Genomic DNA, 15,641 nt, shown 5'->3' with positions numbered 1-15,641 from the left:
GAATCCTACAGACCAAAATCCGGTTTTTGTGGATAGACGGATCAATCTAACGCCGGTTTCTCTACTGATTTTTTACGACGATTTTTCGGTTAGGCTTCGCTTCCTGATCAAAGCGCCAGCATTGTATGGATAACCTTTGCTACCTCCCGCCAAAATCCTTATAATTGAGCACAATTTTTCTCTAATTTTAAGTGGATGACCATGAGTCGCGCCATATCGCATATTGATACTTTCCAAGGCTTAATTCTTGCCTTACAAAATTACTGGGCGGAGCAAGGCTGCGTCGTGTTGCAGCCTTACGACATGGAAATGGGTGCAGGAACATTCCACACTGCGACCTTCCTTCGCGCACTGGGTCCTGAAACCTGGAATGCCGCTTATGTGCAACCATCACGTCGTCCGAAAGATGGCCGTTATGGTGAAAACCCGAACCGTTTGCAACACTACTACCAGTTCCAGGTGGTATTAAAGCCAAACCCGGACAACATCCAGCAGTTATATCTGGATTCTTTAAAAGCCATCGGGATTGATCCTTTGGTTCACGACATCCGTTTTGTCGAAGATAACTGGGAATCACCAACACTCGGTGCTTGGGGCTTAGGTTGGGAAGTCTGGCTGAATGGTATGGAAGTGACGCAATTCACTTACTTCCAGCAAGTCGGTGGGGTTGAATGTTATCCGGTCACCGGTGAAATCACTTACGGTTTAGAACGTCTGGCGATGTATCTGCAAGGGGTCGACTCTGTGTATGACCTTGTTTGGACTAAAGGTCAGTTCGGTACGGTCACCTATGGCGATGTATTCCATCAAAATGAAGTAGAACAATCGACCTATAACTTTGAATATGCGCCAGTCGACAAACTGTTTGAACTGTTCGATTTTTACGAAGCAGAAGCCTCTCGTTTGATGGAAGCAAAACTGCCACTTCCTGCTTATGAGCAAGTGGTCAAAGCATCACACAGCTTTAACTTGCTCGATGCGCGTGGTGCAATTTCTGTGACTGAGCGTCAGCGCTACATTTTACGTGTCCGTACATTGGCGCGTGCCATTGCACAAAGCTACGTGGCCGCACGTGCAGAGCTTGGTTTCCCAATGGCGGAACCGCACTTACGTGATGAAGTTCTGGCACAGTTAAAAGCACAGGTTGAGGCGGAAGCCGCGCAAGCAGAAAAATCAGCGGAGAGCAAATAATGTCTAAACATACTGTTTTATTTGAACTTGGCTGTGAAGAACTTCCACCAAAAAGCCTGAAAAAATTACGTGATGCGTTACAGGCAGAAACGGTTAAAGGCTTAAAAGATGCAGGTCTGGCTTTCGATTCAATCGAAGCTTATGCTGCACCACGTCGTTTGGCGCTTAAAATCGTCAATGTAGATGGCGCGCAAGCCGATACACAAAAACGTTTTGACGGCCCTGCTGTGCAAGCAGCATATGATGCAGAAGGCAAGCCAACCAAAGCGCTTGAAGGCTTTATGCGTGGCCAAGGCATTACGGTTGATCAGGTTTCGACATTCCAGGCCGGTAAAGTTGAAAAAGTTTGCTACTTAAAAGATGTCAAAGGCCAAAGCCTGGATGCGCTGTTACCGCAAATTTTACAAAATGCCTTGGACAACCTGCCAATTGCAAAACGCATGCGTTCTGCAGCCAGCCGTACCGAATTCGTACGTCCTGTGAAATGGGTAGTGTTGCTGAAAGACAATGACGTGGTTGATGCCACCATTCAAGATCACAAAGCTGGTAACGTGACGTATGGTCACCGTTTCCATGCGCCTGAAGCAATCACTTTAACGCATGCTGATGAATACTTAAGCAAGCTTAAAGCAGCTTACGTTGTGGCGTCTTTTGAAGAGCGTCAAGCCATCATCGACCAACAAGTGAAAGCACTTGCTGATGAAGTGAATGCCATTGCGATTGTGCCTGCAGATCTTCGTGACGAAGTAACAGCTCTTGTAGAATGGCCTGTTGCACTTCGTGCAAGCTTTGAAGAACGCTTCCTTGCTGTTCCTCAAGAAGCGCTTATTACGACCATGCAGGACAACCAAAAGTACTTCTGCCTGGTGAATAGCGATAATAAACTGCAACCGTACTTCATTACGGTGTCAAACATCGAGTCGAAAGATCCGTCACAAATTATTGAAGGTAACGAGAAAGTCGTTCGTCCACGTTTGTCGGATGCTGAATTCTTCTTCCTGCAAGACCAAAAACAACCGCTTGCTTCTCGTAAAGAGAAATTGGCAAACATGGTCTTCCAGGCAGAATTGGGTACGCTTTGGAACAAATCTGAACGTATTGCCAAACTTGCTGTTGCGCTTGCGCCAATTACAGGTGCAAATGCGGCTGACGCTGAAAAAGCTGCCCTGCTGGCAAAATGTGACTTAACCTCTGAGCTTGTGGGTGAATTCCCAGAACTTCAAGGCATCGCGGGAACTTACTATGCACGTCTTGAAGGCGAAAATGATGAAGTGGCTGAAGCACTTGGCGAGCAGTACTTGCCTAAATTTGCAGGTGATGTTTTACCGAAAACCAAAACAGGTACAACCATTGCGCTTGCAGACCGCTTAGATACGCTCACCGGTATTTTCGGTATTGGTCAAGCGCCTACAGGTTCGAAAGACCCGTTTGCCCTGCGTCGTTCTGCAATTGGTATCTTACGTCTAGTGACTGAAAACGAGCTTGATGTTTCAATCGAAGATTTGATCAAACTTGCTTTAGCTGCGTATGGCGATGTACTCAAAGATCACGATAAGACTTTAAACGATGCGGTTGCATTCCTTGAAGGTCGTTACCGTGCCAAATATGAAGACCAAGGTGTGGCTGTTGACGTGATTCAAGCCGTTCAAGCCTTGTCACCAAAATCACCGCTTGATTTTGACAAGCGTGTCAATGCGGTCAATCACTTCCGCGCATTGCCTGAAGCGGCTGCACTTGCTGCTGCGAATAAGCGTGTTGCCAATATTCTTGCCAAAGAAGCGGCACCAGCTGGTGAAGTGGTTGAAGCGAATCTGGTGGAAGATGCTGAAAAAGCATTGTTCGCTGAACTTGCAAAAATCACGCCTGTAGTTGAGCCATTATTCGCTGCTAAAGACTACACTGCTGCGCTCTCTGCACTTGCTGCACTGCGTGCGCCTGTAGATGCGTTCTTTGACGGTGTAATGGTGATGGCGGATGATGCTGAATTGAAAGCAAACCGTTTACGCTTGCTTGCTCAGCTTCGTAACTTATTTACGAAAGTGGCGGATATTTCGGTGCTTCAACACTAAAAACTAATTGGTTGTAAAATACACGAAACCCCGCTATAACATTAGCGGGGTTTTTTATTTTTATAAACAATATATTAGGGCTGATAATGAGTGTAATTATTAAAGAATTGGAGATTTTGAATTTTAGGTCATGTAAAGATACTCAGGTATGTTTAAAAAATTTCACCGCTCTAATTGGTTATAACAATGCGGGTAAATCAAATATTCTTTTGGCTATTAAATTTCTTTTAGAAGGCTTAAGTGTTAAATCTTTTAACTACTATGCAAATGCAAATAATTGTGAAGAACCCATAGAAGTAACAGCTCTCCTAACCAACATCAAAGATGACTTATTAAATTGGCTTTGTTGCACAAAGATTTCATAACTATATGATTTTAAAAGTTTTGATTGTTTTTTGATCCAAAATTAAATTTATTTAAATCAGATGCTTACATATTTATGCAACAAAGCCTATTAAATTTATTAGAAGAGGATCATGCAAATAAGCTTCGACCATTTATACAAAATGAAGAATTAAAAATTAAAAGAAGAACCTTCCTCGATAGAAATGAAAAACAGAAGATAGTTGCTACCTTATTTGATGGTAAGGAGTGGAAATCTATCCCTTCCGGTATTGAACAATCAATTATAAAAATTTTTCCAAAATTCATTCATATTGAAGCCATGACAGATGCTCATGAGGATTCAACAAAAAATAAAAGTGGGACAGCAATATCTAAACTTCTTGAACTGATTTCTTTAGAGATTCAAGAAAACTATCAACAAGATTTTATAACAAGTTTGGAATCTGTTTCTAATCTTTTATCACATGATGGAAGTAATAGAATTCCTGCATTGAGTAAAGTCGATACAGGTATAAATGAAATAATTAATGACTTTTTTCCAAATATATCGGTAAAGCTGCATTTCCCAACCCCAACCATCGAAGATATTTTTAAAAGTGGGACTTTGAAAATATTTGAAGATACACATACAGAAAGAGATTTTAATAATTTTGGGCACGGTACTCAGCGCTCAATCCAAATGGCTCTTATTAGATATTTGGCTGACTTACAGCAAAAGAATCCTAGCTCAAGAAGATCAAATACTATTATTTGTATTGATGAACCTGAACTCTATTTACATCCTACAACTATTGAACTTGTACGTGATGCATTAATGACTCTCAGTAATTCAGGTTACCAGATTTTATTTTCTACGCATTCCGCAAGTCTTTTGTCCTCTGAACATGCAATTAATGCTTTACAAATTCATAAATCTCCAGAGTTAGGCACACAAGCAAGAAAGCCTATTTCAAAAATTATCGAATCTCTTAATGCTAAGTATCCTAGTCATTTTTATGAAGTGTTTAAGTTAAATAATGCTTCTCAAATATTTTTTAGTGATGAAGTCCTTTTAGTAGAAGGAAAAACTGAGCTTAGAGTTCTTCCTAACATATATACTAAAATACATAAACGCCCTTTTCATCTCAAAAAACTATCTCTAGTTTCTGCTGATAGTAAAACCAGTCTTTTACCTATTCAAAAAGTTTTAGGTGCTCTTGGAATTCCTTCAAGAATTCTTACAGATCTTGATTTTATCGGTAATTGTAAGGATTGGGATCTAATTGATGATTCTAATGCTCATTATTTTGAAGAGTTTAGAAGTTTAGTAGAGAGAAATAAGGACTTACCTGATTTGAATATTTGTCAGGATCATGTCAAAGACTGTTCGTCCTTAAGACAAATCGGTGCAAAAAAGTTTAAAACTCTAGCTCAACTACCTGAAGCCAAACCCATACTAAAAAACATTCATAATTCTCTAAAAGTTAAAGGCATATACATATGGTGTACAGGAGATATTGAGGCTGTTTATGGTTTTAATTCTAAAAGAGAACAAGAATGGCGTAGATTTAATACTGCTCTTATAAATAATGAATCTATTGAAGAATTAGTAAGTGATTACGAACATTTGAGAGATGCTATAGAGTGGATTAGCTAAAAGTGGAGTAACTATAGGCATATCCCTATATATTTCATATACTCAACCTAACAACACTCAACAAGAAAGAAGCTTATGAAACTTAAAACTTTAATTTTATCTGGTCTAACTTGCCTTTCTCTGGGTGCATGTACCTCTGCGCCAGTCATTCCACAACTACAAGCAGGGGTATTACAAGAAGTCCAAAATCTTGAGGTCTATCCAGACACCACGCATAACTCGGCCAAACTGACCAAGTTTATTGATAAATGCGTGATTGAATTTAGAGGGCAGCTCAAAGCCGGCCGCTCAATTGAACAATGGGCATTTAAAGGCAACACCCTCATTTCAGCCGGTTCAGCTACCTTTGCCCAAGATGGCACCAGCACCGCCCATAATTTTGACCTGCATGATGCCACGGTACAGAAAAACTTCCTGACCCTGCGCGATCATTTCCATAAAGATGCACTGGCGCAATGTAACTAAAAATTCAAGCATCATGCCTGCAAAAGGTATGGTGCTTTTCCACATTTCCTAGAAAAAATAAAAATAACCCGAAAAATAAATAGATTTTTCATCATTCAAATTATATCTGCTATACCAACTGGTATAAGACTTCGCAGCCAATCCCCGGTTTACAAAAATGCCTGAATTGTTAAGCAGTTGTAGCAAGATTGTGGATGTTTTTGCATAAAGCATATCGGCGCATATTTTTCTCCTTAAGATAGGCACCGCTCACAGCATTGCGTCTGTGGCACACATGCAAGGAAAATCCTATGAAGAAAACTCTCACAACAATATTCATGAGCAGCGCCCTACTCGCGACATCTTCACTGTATGCCGCGCCAGCACTTCAGGCCAATGTCAACGCATCGGCAGCTGTGCAGACGCCACAGGCTGGTGGACTTTTAAATAATGTAGTGCAAGGTACGCAGCAGACCTTACACAGCGCAGGCGAGCATGTCGGTCAAGGATTACATAGCGTAAAAACCACGACCCAGAACACCTGGCAAAACACCAAACAGTTCAGCAATGAAAAAGCCGAAGCCGGCAAAGAAAAAGCCGCAGATTTAAAACAGGCGGCCTATGAACGCTCAAGCGAACTGAAACAGTCTGCCGCCAAGAAAGCCGCAGCAGCCCGTGAACATGCCGCAGACCGCACGGAAAAAACCAAAAACAGCCTGAAACAGAAATCGGCACAGGTACAATTGCACAGCAATGCGCAGGTTGATGTCGATACGCCTGTGGCCAAAGCCAAAGTCAGCAGTAAAACCCATACCGCGGTTGGCGCTGCACAATAATCAAAATGAGAGAACCAAGCCTGCAACCCTGCGGGCTTTTTTAATTTTGTGGTTGAGTTTCAAGACAATTCAGCAGATGCTCAACACAGTAACAGGAATCTTCATGATTTCTTCATGCCTTCAGTTTAGGCTTAGGCTTTCCATTCTCTTTTAGCAGGGGTCATGATTATGCATAAAATGAAATCCGTATTGGCTGTTGGCCTTATGCTCATGGGCACTGCAGTCTGGGCACAAACTCCACCAGCAGAAGCGAATAGCAGCACCAAGCTCCAAGCCCCGATTCAGCCGTATGCCGATAATCCGAATTTACTGCATGTCTGGGCCTATAAAGCACAGCAAGGTGTTTTAAACGCGGCAGATCGGGTTGGTGAAGTGGCAGAAAAAGGTGTGCAAAAAGTACGGCCTTCGGTGCATCAGGCCTGGGAAAATACCAAAACCTTAACCAGCAACACCACGCAACAGGCCAACCAGAAAATTCAGGACACCAAAGAAGCTTTAGGCGGCGCACCGCAACAGCCGGTACCAATTGTACAGGGCAGCTTGAGTCAGCCAGATACCGCTCAACCGGCGGCATCAGTACCTGCTGAAACCGGTTCAGGGGCCACCAGCTATGCCGTGACCGAACTTTAAGACGGGAGTGAGCGAGAGCCTCATCATCACTCGCCTTTTCATTCCACCCAAAAATACGGACCTGAATGCGTCCGTATTTTTTATTGCTTGATATCTGCTTAATTGACCTGACGGATCGGTTGGCCCTGCTGAAACGCGATCACGTTTTCTACCATTTGCTGCACAATCCGCTGCCGCGCATCTACACTGCCCCATGCACTATGCGGGGTTAAAATTAAATTGGGAATAGCTGAGTCTAACAGGATATTGCCCTGCTTGGGTGGCTCGACACTCAGCACATCCATCGCCGCACCGGCAATTTGTCCGGACTGTAAGGCTTCGGCCAGCGCCGCTTCATTGACAATACCGCCGCGGGCACAGTTAACTAAAAACGCGCTATGTTTCATGGCAGCAAACTCAGCCGGCCCGATTAAATCCCGGGTATCTTCGGTCAGTGGACAATGCAGGCTTAAAAAATCTACCTGCGGTAACAGCTCGGCAAAAGGCACCCGCGACGCAGATTGTGGCCGGTTGGCGAGAGCAGCAATTTTGACCTGCATGCCGAAGGCTTCGGCTAGCTTGGCCACTGCCTGCCCCAACTCACCATAACCGACAATGCCCAGCGTTTTTCCAGCCAGCTCGACAATTGGATAATCCAGCAGACAGAACTGGCTAGAACGCTGCCACTGGCCCTGTTGCACCGCCTGATGATAACGCACAAAAGAAGTAGCCAGATTTAACATCAGCATTAAGGTATGTTGCGCCACTGCGGCCGTGCCATAACCCTGACAGTTACACACCACCACACCCTGGCGGCGTGCCTGTTCCAAATCGACATTATTGGTACCGGTGGCTGAAATCAGGATCAGTTTAAGCTGCGGGCATTGCTGTAATGTCGCGGCATCCAGCAAGACTTTATTGCTGATAATCACCTCGGCAGATTGCACCCGTGGCAGCAGCTCTGCAGGCGAAGTGGTTGGATACAGCGTTAACTGCTGCTGAAAGACAGCGTTTAAGTCTTCTAGCTGTAAATCATCCTGATCCAGCGAGGCAAAATCCAGAAATATGGCGTTCATGTGGTGCATCCTCTCATCATGGCGTGAAGAAATTAAAGCACACTTGTAGCGCTGCGCGTCAGTTCAAAAATGGGATGCCCACAAAAAAACGCCCATGAGTTCATGGGCGCTTGCTGTGATAATTGCGTAAAGAAAAGCGGATTTGCCGAATGACATAAATGGTTAAAGCCAATACCAATAACAGGCCACTGCCGAACACCATATAGGCTGAATAATGCACCGTTTGTGCCGAAGCCACCGACGGAACAGCCCAACCCAGCAGGCTCAGTACCACAACAGACAGAGATCGAATGGTCATAACACTACCCTACTTTTTATCCACTGGTTGTTTTACATCCATCTTCATCTTAGCCTGAATATAAAATAAAACAAGGACTTCGGGGTCAGTGCAGTTTTGGCTTACAGCACCACTTCGGGCTGGGTCACAAATTTGGCACTTTCCGGGCTATCATCGACAAATTCATTGCCGCCAAATTCATCACTACTTAAATTCAGCTGTTTATAACTCAGCACATAATAATCGCTGTATTTTTTAATCACGATGGGGTGCATACCGGCGCTGAGCTCATCCTGTTCCTGAAACAGTTTCATGACCTGACGATCATTCATGGCCACAATATAACGCTGGTCATTCAGCCAGATTTGTACCAGTCCATTGCCCTTGGCATAAATCGGAATCAGGAATTTATGGTTTAAGGCCACAGCACTGGCAGCATAGCTTTCGATCTTCTGGCTAATGACATTAAATACCAGCCCATGGCCAAAACAGTCCATCAGCTGGCGGCGGCTTTCCTGCGGCAGGTTAAACTGAATCCCGAGTTTATGCAGGTCATGCTGATCGACCTGTTTATTGCTGAGCAGCGAGCGAATCAGGTTCTGCTTGAGCTTGACATCAAAAAAGCCGCTGTCCAGTTGCAGTTCGTTATTTTTCAGGATTTGCCCCAGCGCATGTTTGTGCCGTGGCAACAGGTTTTCAATCAGCTTGCGATAGTAGAACTTGCTGTTCTTTTTGACCTGACGCATCTTCTGGTAAAAATGTGCCGGATCAAAAGGATGGCTAAGAAAATCATTGAGCAAATCGGAACTGGCCAGCACCGCAATCGCATCATGTCCGGTAAACGGTAAATGCAGGGTCTGCAGCGAAGGCAGTACCGCCTGCAGTTTTAAATACTGGGCGCGGTCTTCGGCATAGTGCGGATCATAAATCACGATATATTCGCGCTCAGCCGAAACATCTTGGGGCTGAATACGCATGTCAGCATTGTGCTGCGGATGGAAGAACATATTGTAGCGCGTGTCCAGAATATCTTCCGGATCAATCGAATATTGCGGCACCAGTGCCACCACACGTTGCAAATCAAGCAGGTTGGAATATTTGATGGCCGCATAACCACCCATCGAACCGCCATAGCCAATACGCTGCTGAAACGGCGCAATGGTGGCGGCAATTTCATTCAGCATCGCGCGCATCGACTGTTCGGGAAACCAGGATTTCTCCTTTGGCATGATGCCAACCACATTATAGCCGTGTTTGCTCAATGACTTTTCAGCATTAATGGTCAGGCCTTTGGCGCGGGTAATTAAATCGCCAAAAGAAAAAATCAGCGCCTCTGAATGACCGGGCATCCAGATGACGCGGATATGATCGTCTTCAAAAATTATGTGTTTATCCATTCCCACACCAGAGCTGCACAGCCCTCTATCAAGATTCAAAATAACAAATAGACCGTATGCCGACGACTAAAAAGCGAATATGTTATTTTATAGATGCCCGGCAGATAAAAAAGCGCAAAATATGACACAATTCCTCCATCCTGCAGCAGAACAAGGCTTTTCCACAGCCGCCAAACTTTATCAACAGGTCCGACCAAGTTATCCACAAGCGCTGGTTGCATGGTTAAAAAACCAGCTCAAATCTGATGCCGCACCGGTCTGTGTCGACCTGGGTGCCGGTACCGGTAAATTCCTGCCGATTCTGCAACAGCTTAGCCCGCATGTGATTGCTGTTGAGCCAGTGGCCGAAATGCTGGCACAACTGCAGCAACACTATCCTGATGTGCAAAGCATTCAAGCCTATAGTCATGCCCTGCCACTGCCTGATGCCAGTGTCGATGCCGTCTGCTGCGCGCAGTCCTTTCACTGGTTTGCCAATCTTGAAACCCTGAACGAAATTTACCGGGTGCTGAAACCGGGTGGTCAGCTATTGCTGATCTGGAATCAGCGTGACACCCGCATCGACTGGGTCAAGGCACTGGCCGAGCATATAGCACCGCTGGAAGGTGATACCCCGCGTTTTCATAGCGGCCAATGGCGACAGGTCTTTTCGGCTGCGACCGGCTTTAACGCTAACGCAGAAGCTACTTTTCAGCAATGGCAAAGCGGTACAGTTGAACAGGTGGTGTCAAAACGCCTGCTTTCTACCAGTTTTATTGCCGCGCTGCCTGAACACCAGCAACAGCAGCTGAAACAGCAGTTCGAGCAGATGGTGCTGCAATATACAGGCAAACAGCCGCAGCAACAAATTGACTTTCCCTACCTGACCCATGTGTATAGCTTTACAAAAATTACAGAACAATAAGGATGAACCTGTCATGTCCAATCTGATTAAACCTTTATCTCTGGCCTGTCTGCTTGGCAGTGCACTGCTGCTGAGTGCCTGCGAGCGCAATCCATCACCAGAACCGAAGCAGGAATTAAGCGCCGAAGATCAGGTGCTGCAGGAACTGAAAAGTGAGCCGGTACGCACTTTCCCAAAAACCGAGCAGGACTTGCATGACCTGCAGCTACTAACCGACTATGAACAGCGCTTTGGCCAGATGAGTGAGGAAATGGAAGCCGAACTGATGCAGATGCAGCAGCAAGGCACGCTGGATGATGGCTTTGCACGAAGCCGGCAAGGTGACAATATCCAGTCGGCACTGAATATGCTGAAAGCGCTGGATTTAAAGACCGAACAGGGCCGCTATATCCAGGGCCTGATGTATGAATATTGGGATCATCAGGCTCAGCTGCATGCCCAGCAACCAGCTTCAGCTGCATCGGAGAGTGCACCAGACAGCGTTAAAGGTCTGGGGAAATTTATTCATGCCCAAGAGCAATTAGAACACTGGCGCGACCAGTATCCACAGCTCGAGCATTAAATGATATGCACAACCTCAGGGCCCTAAATAGCCCTGATTTTTTACAGGCAGGATGTCTGTGAGTTTTACTGCCCTGTAGCGAGATAGGCATGTACACCTTCCCCAGCTGCCCGTCCGGTGGCAAAACAGGCCGTGAGCAAATAGCCGCCGGTGGGTGCATCCCAGTCCAGCATTTCACCGCAGCAAAATACTGCCGGATGATCCTTCAGCTGTAACTGCGGGCTGAAGGCACTGCGTTTGATTCCGCCGGCACAGCTAATCGCTTCTTCAATCGGGCGAAAACCCGTTAATTCAATCCGTAGCTGTTTGATCTGTGCCGCCAGTGCCTCCGGCTGATGCCATAAGCTTTTATCGACCAGTTCACGCAGCAGACTGCTTTTGGCTGCATCTAAACCGGCTTTACGCCAGACATTGCTAAGTGACTGCTTTTTACTGGGGTGTAATTTTTTGGCCAGCTGCGCCTGGGACTGCTCGGGCAGTAAATCCAGAAACAGCACCATGCGCTGCTGCTGTTTCAGCTGTGCACGTAAGGCCCGGCCCTGCTTATAAATCAGGCCGCCTTCCAGTCCATAATGGGTCAGGACAATATCGCCGATACTGCGCGTATGCGGTTCTACCCAGGCCTCAACCCGTTTTAAAGGCTGACCAAACACTGGCTGCATAAAGCTGGACCACGGATATTCCACCCCGGCATTGCTGGCCTGAAATGGTTCAATCTGCTCTGGACGGAGCCAGTCCTGCCAGGCACCATCACTGCCTAATTGCGACCACGACAGCGCACCACAAGCCAGCACAATCGCATCAAATGCTTCACTGCGCAGTTGCCCATGTTTTAAGTCCAGAATCTGCAGCTGTTGCTGCTCAAGGCCTTTGACCTGCTGGCGGTAATGAAACTGCACCCCATTATCCGCCAGTCGTTTTAACCAGGCCCGTAATAGCGGTGCAGCTTTCATCTCCACCGGAAATATCCGCCCGGATGAACCGACATAAGAGCGAATGCCCAAGCCTGCCATCCAGTCCTGAATCCAGCCAGCATCCCAGCGCTGAATCCACGGCGCCAGCCAGTCGGCCTGATCATAACGCTGAATAAACTGCGGCACTGCTTCGGCATGGGAAATATTTAACCCGGTTTTTCCGGCCATTAAAAACTTGCGTGCTGCCGAAGGCTTCTGCTCATAGACATGCAGGTTATAGCCATACTGGCTGAGCACCTCAGCCGCCATCAAGCCGGCCGGGCCTGCCCCGATAATGGCAATCCGCTTGGACATGCTTATTCTTCCACTGCCTGCGCTGGCGACTGGCCCTGAAGCGGCTGAAAATCGTCAAAACGGGTATGATAACCCTCCGGTTTGCGAATAATCAGTTGCTGGCACAATTCACCGCGCTGCAAATATTTAATTTCAAAATGGGTCCGGGCAGAATCGGCGGCAATCCGCTGTTTCTCAAACGGCAGTTTCCATAGCGCCAATAATTGCTGTTCAGCTTCGGCAATATATTCAGGGATATTACTGGCCAGGGTAATCTGTCCATTCGGTTGTAAACGCGACAGCAAAAACTCAAAAAATGGCATATTTAGCCAGCGCTGGGCCGGATTATGTGGCTCCGGATTCGGATATAAAATAAAGCACTGCTCGACTTGCGCCGGATATAGCGCATGTACAATCCACGGTAAGGCATCGGCATGGACTGGCTGCAGATTGGCATGCGGTTCTAATCCATGCTGCTTTTGCATGGCCAGAAACTTTTCCCGGGTGCGCTCAATCGCATACAGGGTTTGCTCAGGATGTTGCCCACTGAACAACAGCGCGTGCTTGCCTTTGCCTGCACCAATTTCGATACAGACAGGAGTATTGGCAATGGCTTGAAAGTCACGCGGAGCATGCATACGCTGGGCTTGAAATTGACGAATGGGCATAATCAGATCAAACTTATAAAAAACCGCACAAGTCTATCAAGTGCAGCTGTTTTTGCCTAATCTAATCCGGGATTTTATCAGGAGACCCGCATGCCACGTACATTCCCTTGCCCACGTTGTGGTGAACCTTCTGTCTGGGAAGGCAATGAATTTCGCCCTTTCTGTTCCGAGCGTTGCAAGCTGATTGATTTGGGCGCCTGGGCCAGTGATGAATATCGCCTGCCGACTCAGGATGCACCCTCGGTAGATAACCCGGAAGACTAAAATGAGTTACGCGGTTTTACAAAAAGCCGCTTTTACTGGAAAGGTGTAATAAAAATCCTACACATTTAAAACTTCTTTGCGCAAACAGCGCACACATTTAAAAATTTTACTGCAAAACGTTACCCTATTCGCATTCGGTTCTTTTTTAAATGGCCTCGAGATTCTAATTATCGAGCCCTGTATGCCCACGCTCCTGAAAATTCTTTTTTTCGCCTTTCTGCTTGCCGCAATCTTAATGCTGGCGGTCGGTTTATATAGTCAGGATACGCTGCTGATTGGGGTGGCGGTATTATTTGCCTTAATGGCCTGGCTGGTGGGCATGGAAGCGAAAAAACAGCTGAATGACCCGTTTCGCAAATAAATGGCAATCAAAACGGCGCAATAAAAAAGTCAGCACTGTGCTGACTTTGGTTAGGGTGAAATTTGCAGATTAACCGGCCTGCCCCGCCACAAAAGGATTGTGCTGTTTTTCAAAACCAATGGTACTGATCGGACCATGCCCTGAAATAAACTGGGTTTCATCGGGCAGGCTAAAACATTCACGCTGGATTGAATCCAGTAATTGCTGATGATTCCCTCTCGGGAAATCTGTCCGGCCAATCGAGCCTTTAAACAGCACATCACCGGTCCAGAGCAAACCGTAATTGGCATTATAGAACATCACATGACCTGGGGTATGTCCCGGCGCAAAACGCACTTCAAACTGTTCATTGCCCAGCTGCAGCTGCTCACCACCTTCCAGCCACTGATCCACCTCGACCTTTTCAGGAATCGGGAAACCATAACGCGCCGATACTTCCTGAATCATATCCAGCCAGAATGCATCTTCCTTATGCGGGCCAATGACCGGCACATTCCAGCGTTTTTTTAAGGCACCGACAGCACCGGCATGATCCAGATGACCATGAGTTAACCATAAGGCTTTCACAGTTAAGCCCAGTGCTTCAACTTCTGCCTGCAGCTTGTCCGGTTCGCCGCCCGCATCAATCAAAATGGCCTCTTTGCTTTCTGCATCCCAGACGATGGAACAATTTTGGGCAAATGCCGTGACCGGCACAATTTTGACTTGTAACATGGGTTAAGCGTCCTGTTGAAAATGGGCAAAAGTCTGTTTCAGCGCATCCAGATTAGCCTGAAGCAAGGCATTCAGCAATTGTAAATGATCGTCCCGCTGGTTGAGCGCCGGAATATAGGCATAGTGTTCCCCGCCCGCCTGCTGAAAAATTTCGGCATTTTGTATCGCCAGTTCTTCCAGGGTTTCCAGACAGTCGGCAGAAAATGCCGGACTCATAATTTGAACCGATTTGACCCCCTGCTGGCCCCATTCTTCGAGCAGCACATCGGTATAGGGCTTGACCCATTCCTGCTTGCCAAAACGTGACTGGAAACTGATTGCCCACTGATCCTCATTTAAACTCAGCGCCTGCGCCACCAGTTGAGCGGTTGTGCGACTGCGCTCGGCATACGGGTCGCCTTTATCGGCATACGGCTGTGGAATACCGTGAAATGACATCAGCAGTTTTTCCGCCGGACCATGCTCGGCCTGAAATTCGCGCACACTCTGCGCCAAAGCCTGAATATACAAAGGATGCTGATAATAATCGCGGATAATGCTCAGCCCCGGCAAATTGCGCTGCTGCGGAATCCATTTGGCTATAGCATCATATAGCGGCGCGGTGGAAGTTGCGGAATATTGAGGGAATAGCGGCAGGACAAGGAGATGATCTTGCGGCTGCTGGGCCAGCTTTGCCAGCAAAGCGTCGATGCCCGGGTTGCCATAGGTCATGGCTGGCACAATATTCAGCTCAAATTCCGGGTAGAGCGGAGTTAAGGTCTGTCTGATGGCATCAACCTGCGCCTGCAAAATTTCGCGCATAGGCGAATCCTGATTCCAGACCATGGCATAAGCATGTGCCACGCGTTTGGGGCGAAACGGTAAAATAAACAGCCTTAAAATGATTTGCCACAGCAGTTTGGGAATTTCAATCACCCGCTGATCAGACAGGAACTGTTTCAGAAAACGTCGTACCGCGGGCACAGTCGGTGCATCCGGTGTGCCCAAATTGGCCAGAATAATGGTGATTTTCGGTTTCGCAACAACAGACATTAGGCTCTC

General features: G+C 46.5%; 18 protein-coding genes. 11 read left to right on the top strand and 7 right to left on the bottom strand.

The features are described from left to right. The first annotated feature begins 201 nt into the window (after nucleotides 1-201). From glyQ to FTT68_RS06040, 7 genes are all read left to right on the top strand, one after another. Nucleotides 202-1,191, top strand: a complete 990-nt coding sequence (gene glyQ / locus FTT68_RS06070; protein WP_005181950.1) for a glycine--tRNA ligase subunit alpha — start codon at nucleotides 202-204, stop codon at nucleotides 1,189-1,191. Beyond that, entirely contained in the window at nucleotides 1,191-3,260 is a 2,070-nt protein-coding gene (gene glyS / locus FTT68_RS06065) for a glycine--tRNA ligase subunit beta (RefSeq protein ID WP_180083874.1), read from the top strand. The genes glyQ and glyS overlap by 1 nt, the downstream gene beginning before the upstream one ends. Before the next feature lie 86 nt (nucleotides 3,261-3,346). Then, nucleotides 3,347-3,625, top strand: coding sequence for an AAA family ATPase (locus FTT68_RS06060; RefSeq protein ID WP_180006767.1), 279 nt, complete (start codon nucleotides 3,347-3,349; stop codon nucleotides 3,623-3,625). A 74-nt stretch (nucleotides 3,626-3,699) separates the two neighbouring features. Next, complete coding sequence (locus FTT68_RS06055) at nucleotides 3,700-5,241, top strand: ATP-dependent endonuclease (RefSeq protein ID WP_180006766.1); 1,542 nt, start codon at nucleotides 3,700-3,702, stop codon at nucleotides 5,239-5,241. Nucleotides 5,242-5,316: 75 nt separating this feature from the next. Next, entirely contained in the window at nucleotides 5,317-5,706 is a 390-nt protein-coding gene (locus FTT68_RS06050; protein ID WP_005181941.1) for a hypothetical protein, read from the top strand. Between the two features lie 290 nt (nucleotides 5,707-5,996). Next, nucleotides 5,997-6,521, top strand: coding sequence for a hypothetical protein (locus FTT68_RS06045; RefSeq protein WP_005181937.1), 525 nt, complete (start codon nucleotides 5,997-5,999; stop codon nucleotides 6,519-6,521). Between the two features lie 204 nt (nucleotides 6,522-6,725). Beyond that, the gene (locus FTT68_RS06040) at nucleotides 6,726-7,151 is read left to right on the top strand and encodes a hypothetical protein (protein WP_104470692.1); all 426 of its coding nucleotides are present in this window, start codon (nucleotides 6,726-6,728) and stop codon (nucleotides 7,149-7,151) included. Between the two features lie 98 nt (nucleotides 7,152-7,249). On the opposite strand, the gene FTT68_RS06035 is transcribed toward FTT68_RS06040, so the two are convergent. From FTT68_RS06035 to FTT68_RS06025, 3 genes are all read right to left on the bottom strand, one after another. Next, nucleotides 7,250-8,206, bottom strand: coding sequence for a 2-hydroxyacid dehydrogenase (locus FTT68_RS06035; protein ID WP_160241653.1), 957 nt, complete (start codon nucleotides 8,204-8,206; stop codon nucleotides 7,250-7,252). Nucleotides 8,207-8,306: 100 nt separating this feature from the next. Then, a complete protein-coding gene (locus FTT68_RS06030) occupies nucleotides 8,307-8,504 on the bottom strand; it encodes a hypothetical protein (RefSeq protein ID WP_160241654.1) in 198 nt (65 codons plus the stop codon). A 101-nt stretch (nucleotides 8,505-8,605) separates the two neighbouring features. Then, on the bottom strand, nucleotides 8,606-9,880 hold the full coding sequence (locus FTT68_RS06025) for a hypothetical protein (RefSeq protein ID WP_160241655.1): 1,275 nt from the start codon (nucleotides 9,878-9,880) through the stop codon (nucleotides 8,606-8,608). Between the two features lie 121 nt (nucleotides 9,881-10,001). Here FTT68_RS06025 and FTT68_RS06020 point away from each other — a divergent pair, with 121 nt between their 5' ends. Both FTT68_RS06020 and FTT68_RS06015 read left to right on the top strand, forming a co-directional pair. Then, nucleotides 10,002-10,784, top strand: coding sequence for a class I SAM-dependent methyltransferase (locus FTT68_RS06020; protein ID WP_034598303.1), 783 nt, complete (start codon nucleotides 10,002-10,004; stop codon nucleotides 10,782-10,784). Between the two features lie 13 nt (nucleotides 10,785-10,797). Beyond that, a complete protein-coding gene (locus FTT68_RS06015; RefSeq protein ID WP_180006764.1) occupies nucleotides 10,798-11,346 on the top strand; it encodes a hypothetical protein in 549 nt (182 codons plus the stop codon). A gap of 65 nt (nucleotides 11,347-11,411) precedes the next feature. Here the strand turns inward: FTT68_RS06015 and FTT68_RS06010 are convergent, their stop codons facing one another. Then, nucleotides 11,412-12,614: a TIGR03862 family flavoprotein gene (locus FTT68_RS06010; RefSeq protein ID WP_180006763.1), complete on the bottom strand. Its 1,203-nt coding sequence runs from the start codon at nucleotides 12,612-12,614 to the stop codon at nucleotides 11,412-11,414. A 2-nt stretch (nucleotides 12,615-12,616) separates the two neighbouring features. After that, complete coding sequence (locus FTT68_RS06005; protein ID WP_180083884.1) at nucleotides 12,617-13,267, bottom strand: SAM-dependent methyltransferase; 651 nt, start codon at nucleotides 13,265-13,267, stop codon at nucleotides 12,617-12,619. Nucleotides 13,268-13,351: 84 nt separating this feature from the next. On the opposite strand from FTT68_RS06005, the gene FTT68_RS06000 reads away from it, so the two are divergent. Together FTT68_RS06000 and FTT68_RS05995 are read left to right on the top strand one after the other, a co-directional pair. After that, complete coding sequence (locus FTT68_RS06000; RefSeq protein WP_005181919.1) at nucleotides 13,352-13,525, top strand: DNA gyrase inhibitor YacG; 174 nt, start codon at nucleotides 13,352-13,354, stop codon at nucleotides 13,523-13,525. 181 nt (nucleotides 13,526-13,706) lie between these two features. After that, on the top strand, nucleotides 13,707-13,886 hold the full coding sequence (locus FTT68_RS05995; protein ID WP_005181916.1) for a hypothetical protein: 180 nt from the start codon (nucleotides 13,707-13,709) through the stop codon (nucleotides 13,884-13,886). Between the two features lie 69 nt (nucleotides 13,887-13,955). Here the strand turns inward: FTT68_RS05995 and FTT68_RS05990 are convergent, their stop codons facing one another. Both FTT68_RS05990 and hemH read right to left on the bottom strand, forming a co-directional pair. Further along, nucleotides 13,956-14,600, bottom strand: coding sequence for an MBL fold metallo-hydrolase (locus FTT68_RS05990; protein WP_075175249.1), 645 nt, complete (start codon nucleotides 14,598-14,600; stop codon nucleotides 13,956-13,958). Nucleotides 14,601-14,603: 3 nt separating this feature from the next. After that, the gene (gene hemH / locus FTT68_RS05985) at nucleotides 14,604-15,632 is read right to left on the bottom strand and encodes a ferrochelatase (protein ID WP_168381716.1); all 1,029 of its coding nucleotides are present in this window, start codon (nucleotides 15,630-15,632) and stop codon (nucleotides 14,604-14,606) included. Between the last annotated feature and the right edge of the window lie 9 nt (nucleotides 15,633-15,641).

This window comes from Acinetobacter sp. Q85-2 (assembly GCF_013420555.1).
Lineage (GTDB): Bacteria > Pseudomonadota > Gammaproteobacteria > Pseudomonadales > Moraxellaceae > Acinetobacter > Acinetobacter indicus.
The sequence above is the reverse complement of the archived record's forward strand: the minus strand, read 5'-3'. Positions and strand labels throughout refer to the sequence as shown.

Bases quoted from the DNA above. Each gene is read 5' to 3' on its own strand.
- glyQ (WP_005181950.1), top strand. From the start codon at position 202: ATGAGTCGCGCCATATCGCATATTGATACTTTCCAAGGCTTAATTCTT.
- glyS (WP_180083874.1), top strand. From the start codon at position 1,191: ATGTCTAAACATACTGTTTTATTTGAACTTGGCTGTGAAGAACTTCCA.
- FTT68_RS06060 (WP_180006767.1), top strand. From the start codon at position 3,347: ATGAGTGTAATTATTAAAGAATTGGAGATTTTGAATTTTAGGTCATGT.
- FTT68_RS06055 (WP_180006766.1), top strand. From the start codon at position 3,700: ATGCAACAAAGCCTATTAAATTTATTAGAAGAGGATCATGCAAATAAG.
- FTT68_RS06050 (WP_005181941.1), top strand. From the start codon at position 5,317: ATGAAACTTAAAACTTTAATTTTATCTGGTCTAACTTGCCTTTCTCTG.
- FTT68_RS06045 (WP_005181937.1), top strand. From the start codon at position 5,997: ATGAAGAAAACTCTCACAACAATATTCATGAGCAGCGCCCTACTCGCG.
- FTT68_RS06040 (WP_104470692.1), top strand. From the start codon at position 6,726: ATGCTCATGGGCACTGCAGTCTGGGCACAAACTCCACCAGCAGAAGCG.
- FTT68_RS06035 (WP_160241653.1), bottom strand. From the start codon at position 8,206: ATGAACGCCATATTTCTGGATTTTGCCTCGCTGGATCAGGATGATTTA.
- FTT68_RS06030 (WP_160241654.1), bottom strand. From the start codon at position 8,504: ATGACCATTCGATCTCTGTCTGTTGTGGTACTGAGCCTGCTGGGTTGG.
- FTT68_RS06025 (WP_160241655.1), bottom strand. From the start codon at position 9,880: ATGGATAAACACATAATTTTTGAAGACGATCATATCCGCGTCATCTGG.
- FTT68_RS06020 (WP_034598303.1), top strand. From the start codon at position 10,002: ATGACACAATTCCTCCATCCTGCAGCAGAACAAGGCTTTTCCACAGCC.
- FTT68_RS06015 (WP_180006764.1), top strand. From the start codon at position 10,798: ATGTCCAATCTGATTAAACCTTTATCTCTGGCCTGTCTGCTTGGCAGT.
- FTT68_RS06010 (WP_180006763.1), bottom strand. From the start codon at position 12,614: ATGTCCAAGCGGATTGCCATTATCGGGGCAGGCCCGGCCGGCTTGATG.
- FTT68_RS06000 (WP_005181919.1), top strand. From the start codon at position 13,352: ATGCCACGTACATTCCCTTGCCCACGTTGTGGTGAACCTTCTGTCTGG.
- FTT68_RS05995 (WP_005181916.1), top strand. From the start codon at position 13,707: ATGCCCACGCTCCTGAAAATTCTTTTTTTCGCCTTTCTGCTTGCCGCA.
- FTT68_RS05990 (WP_075175249.1), bottom strand. From the start codon at position 14,600: ATGTTACAAGTCAAAATTGTGCCGGTCACGGCATTTGCCCAAAATTGT.
- hemH (WP_168381716.1), bottom strand. From the start codon at position 15,632: ATGTCTGTTGTTGCGAAACCGAAAATCACCATTATTCTGGCCAATTTG.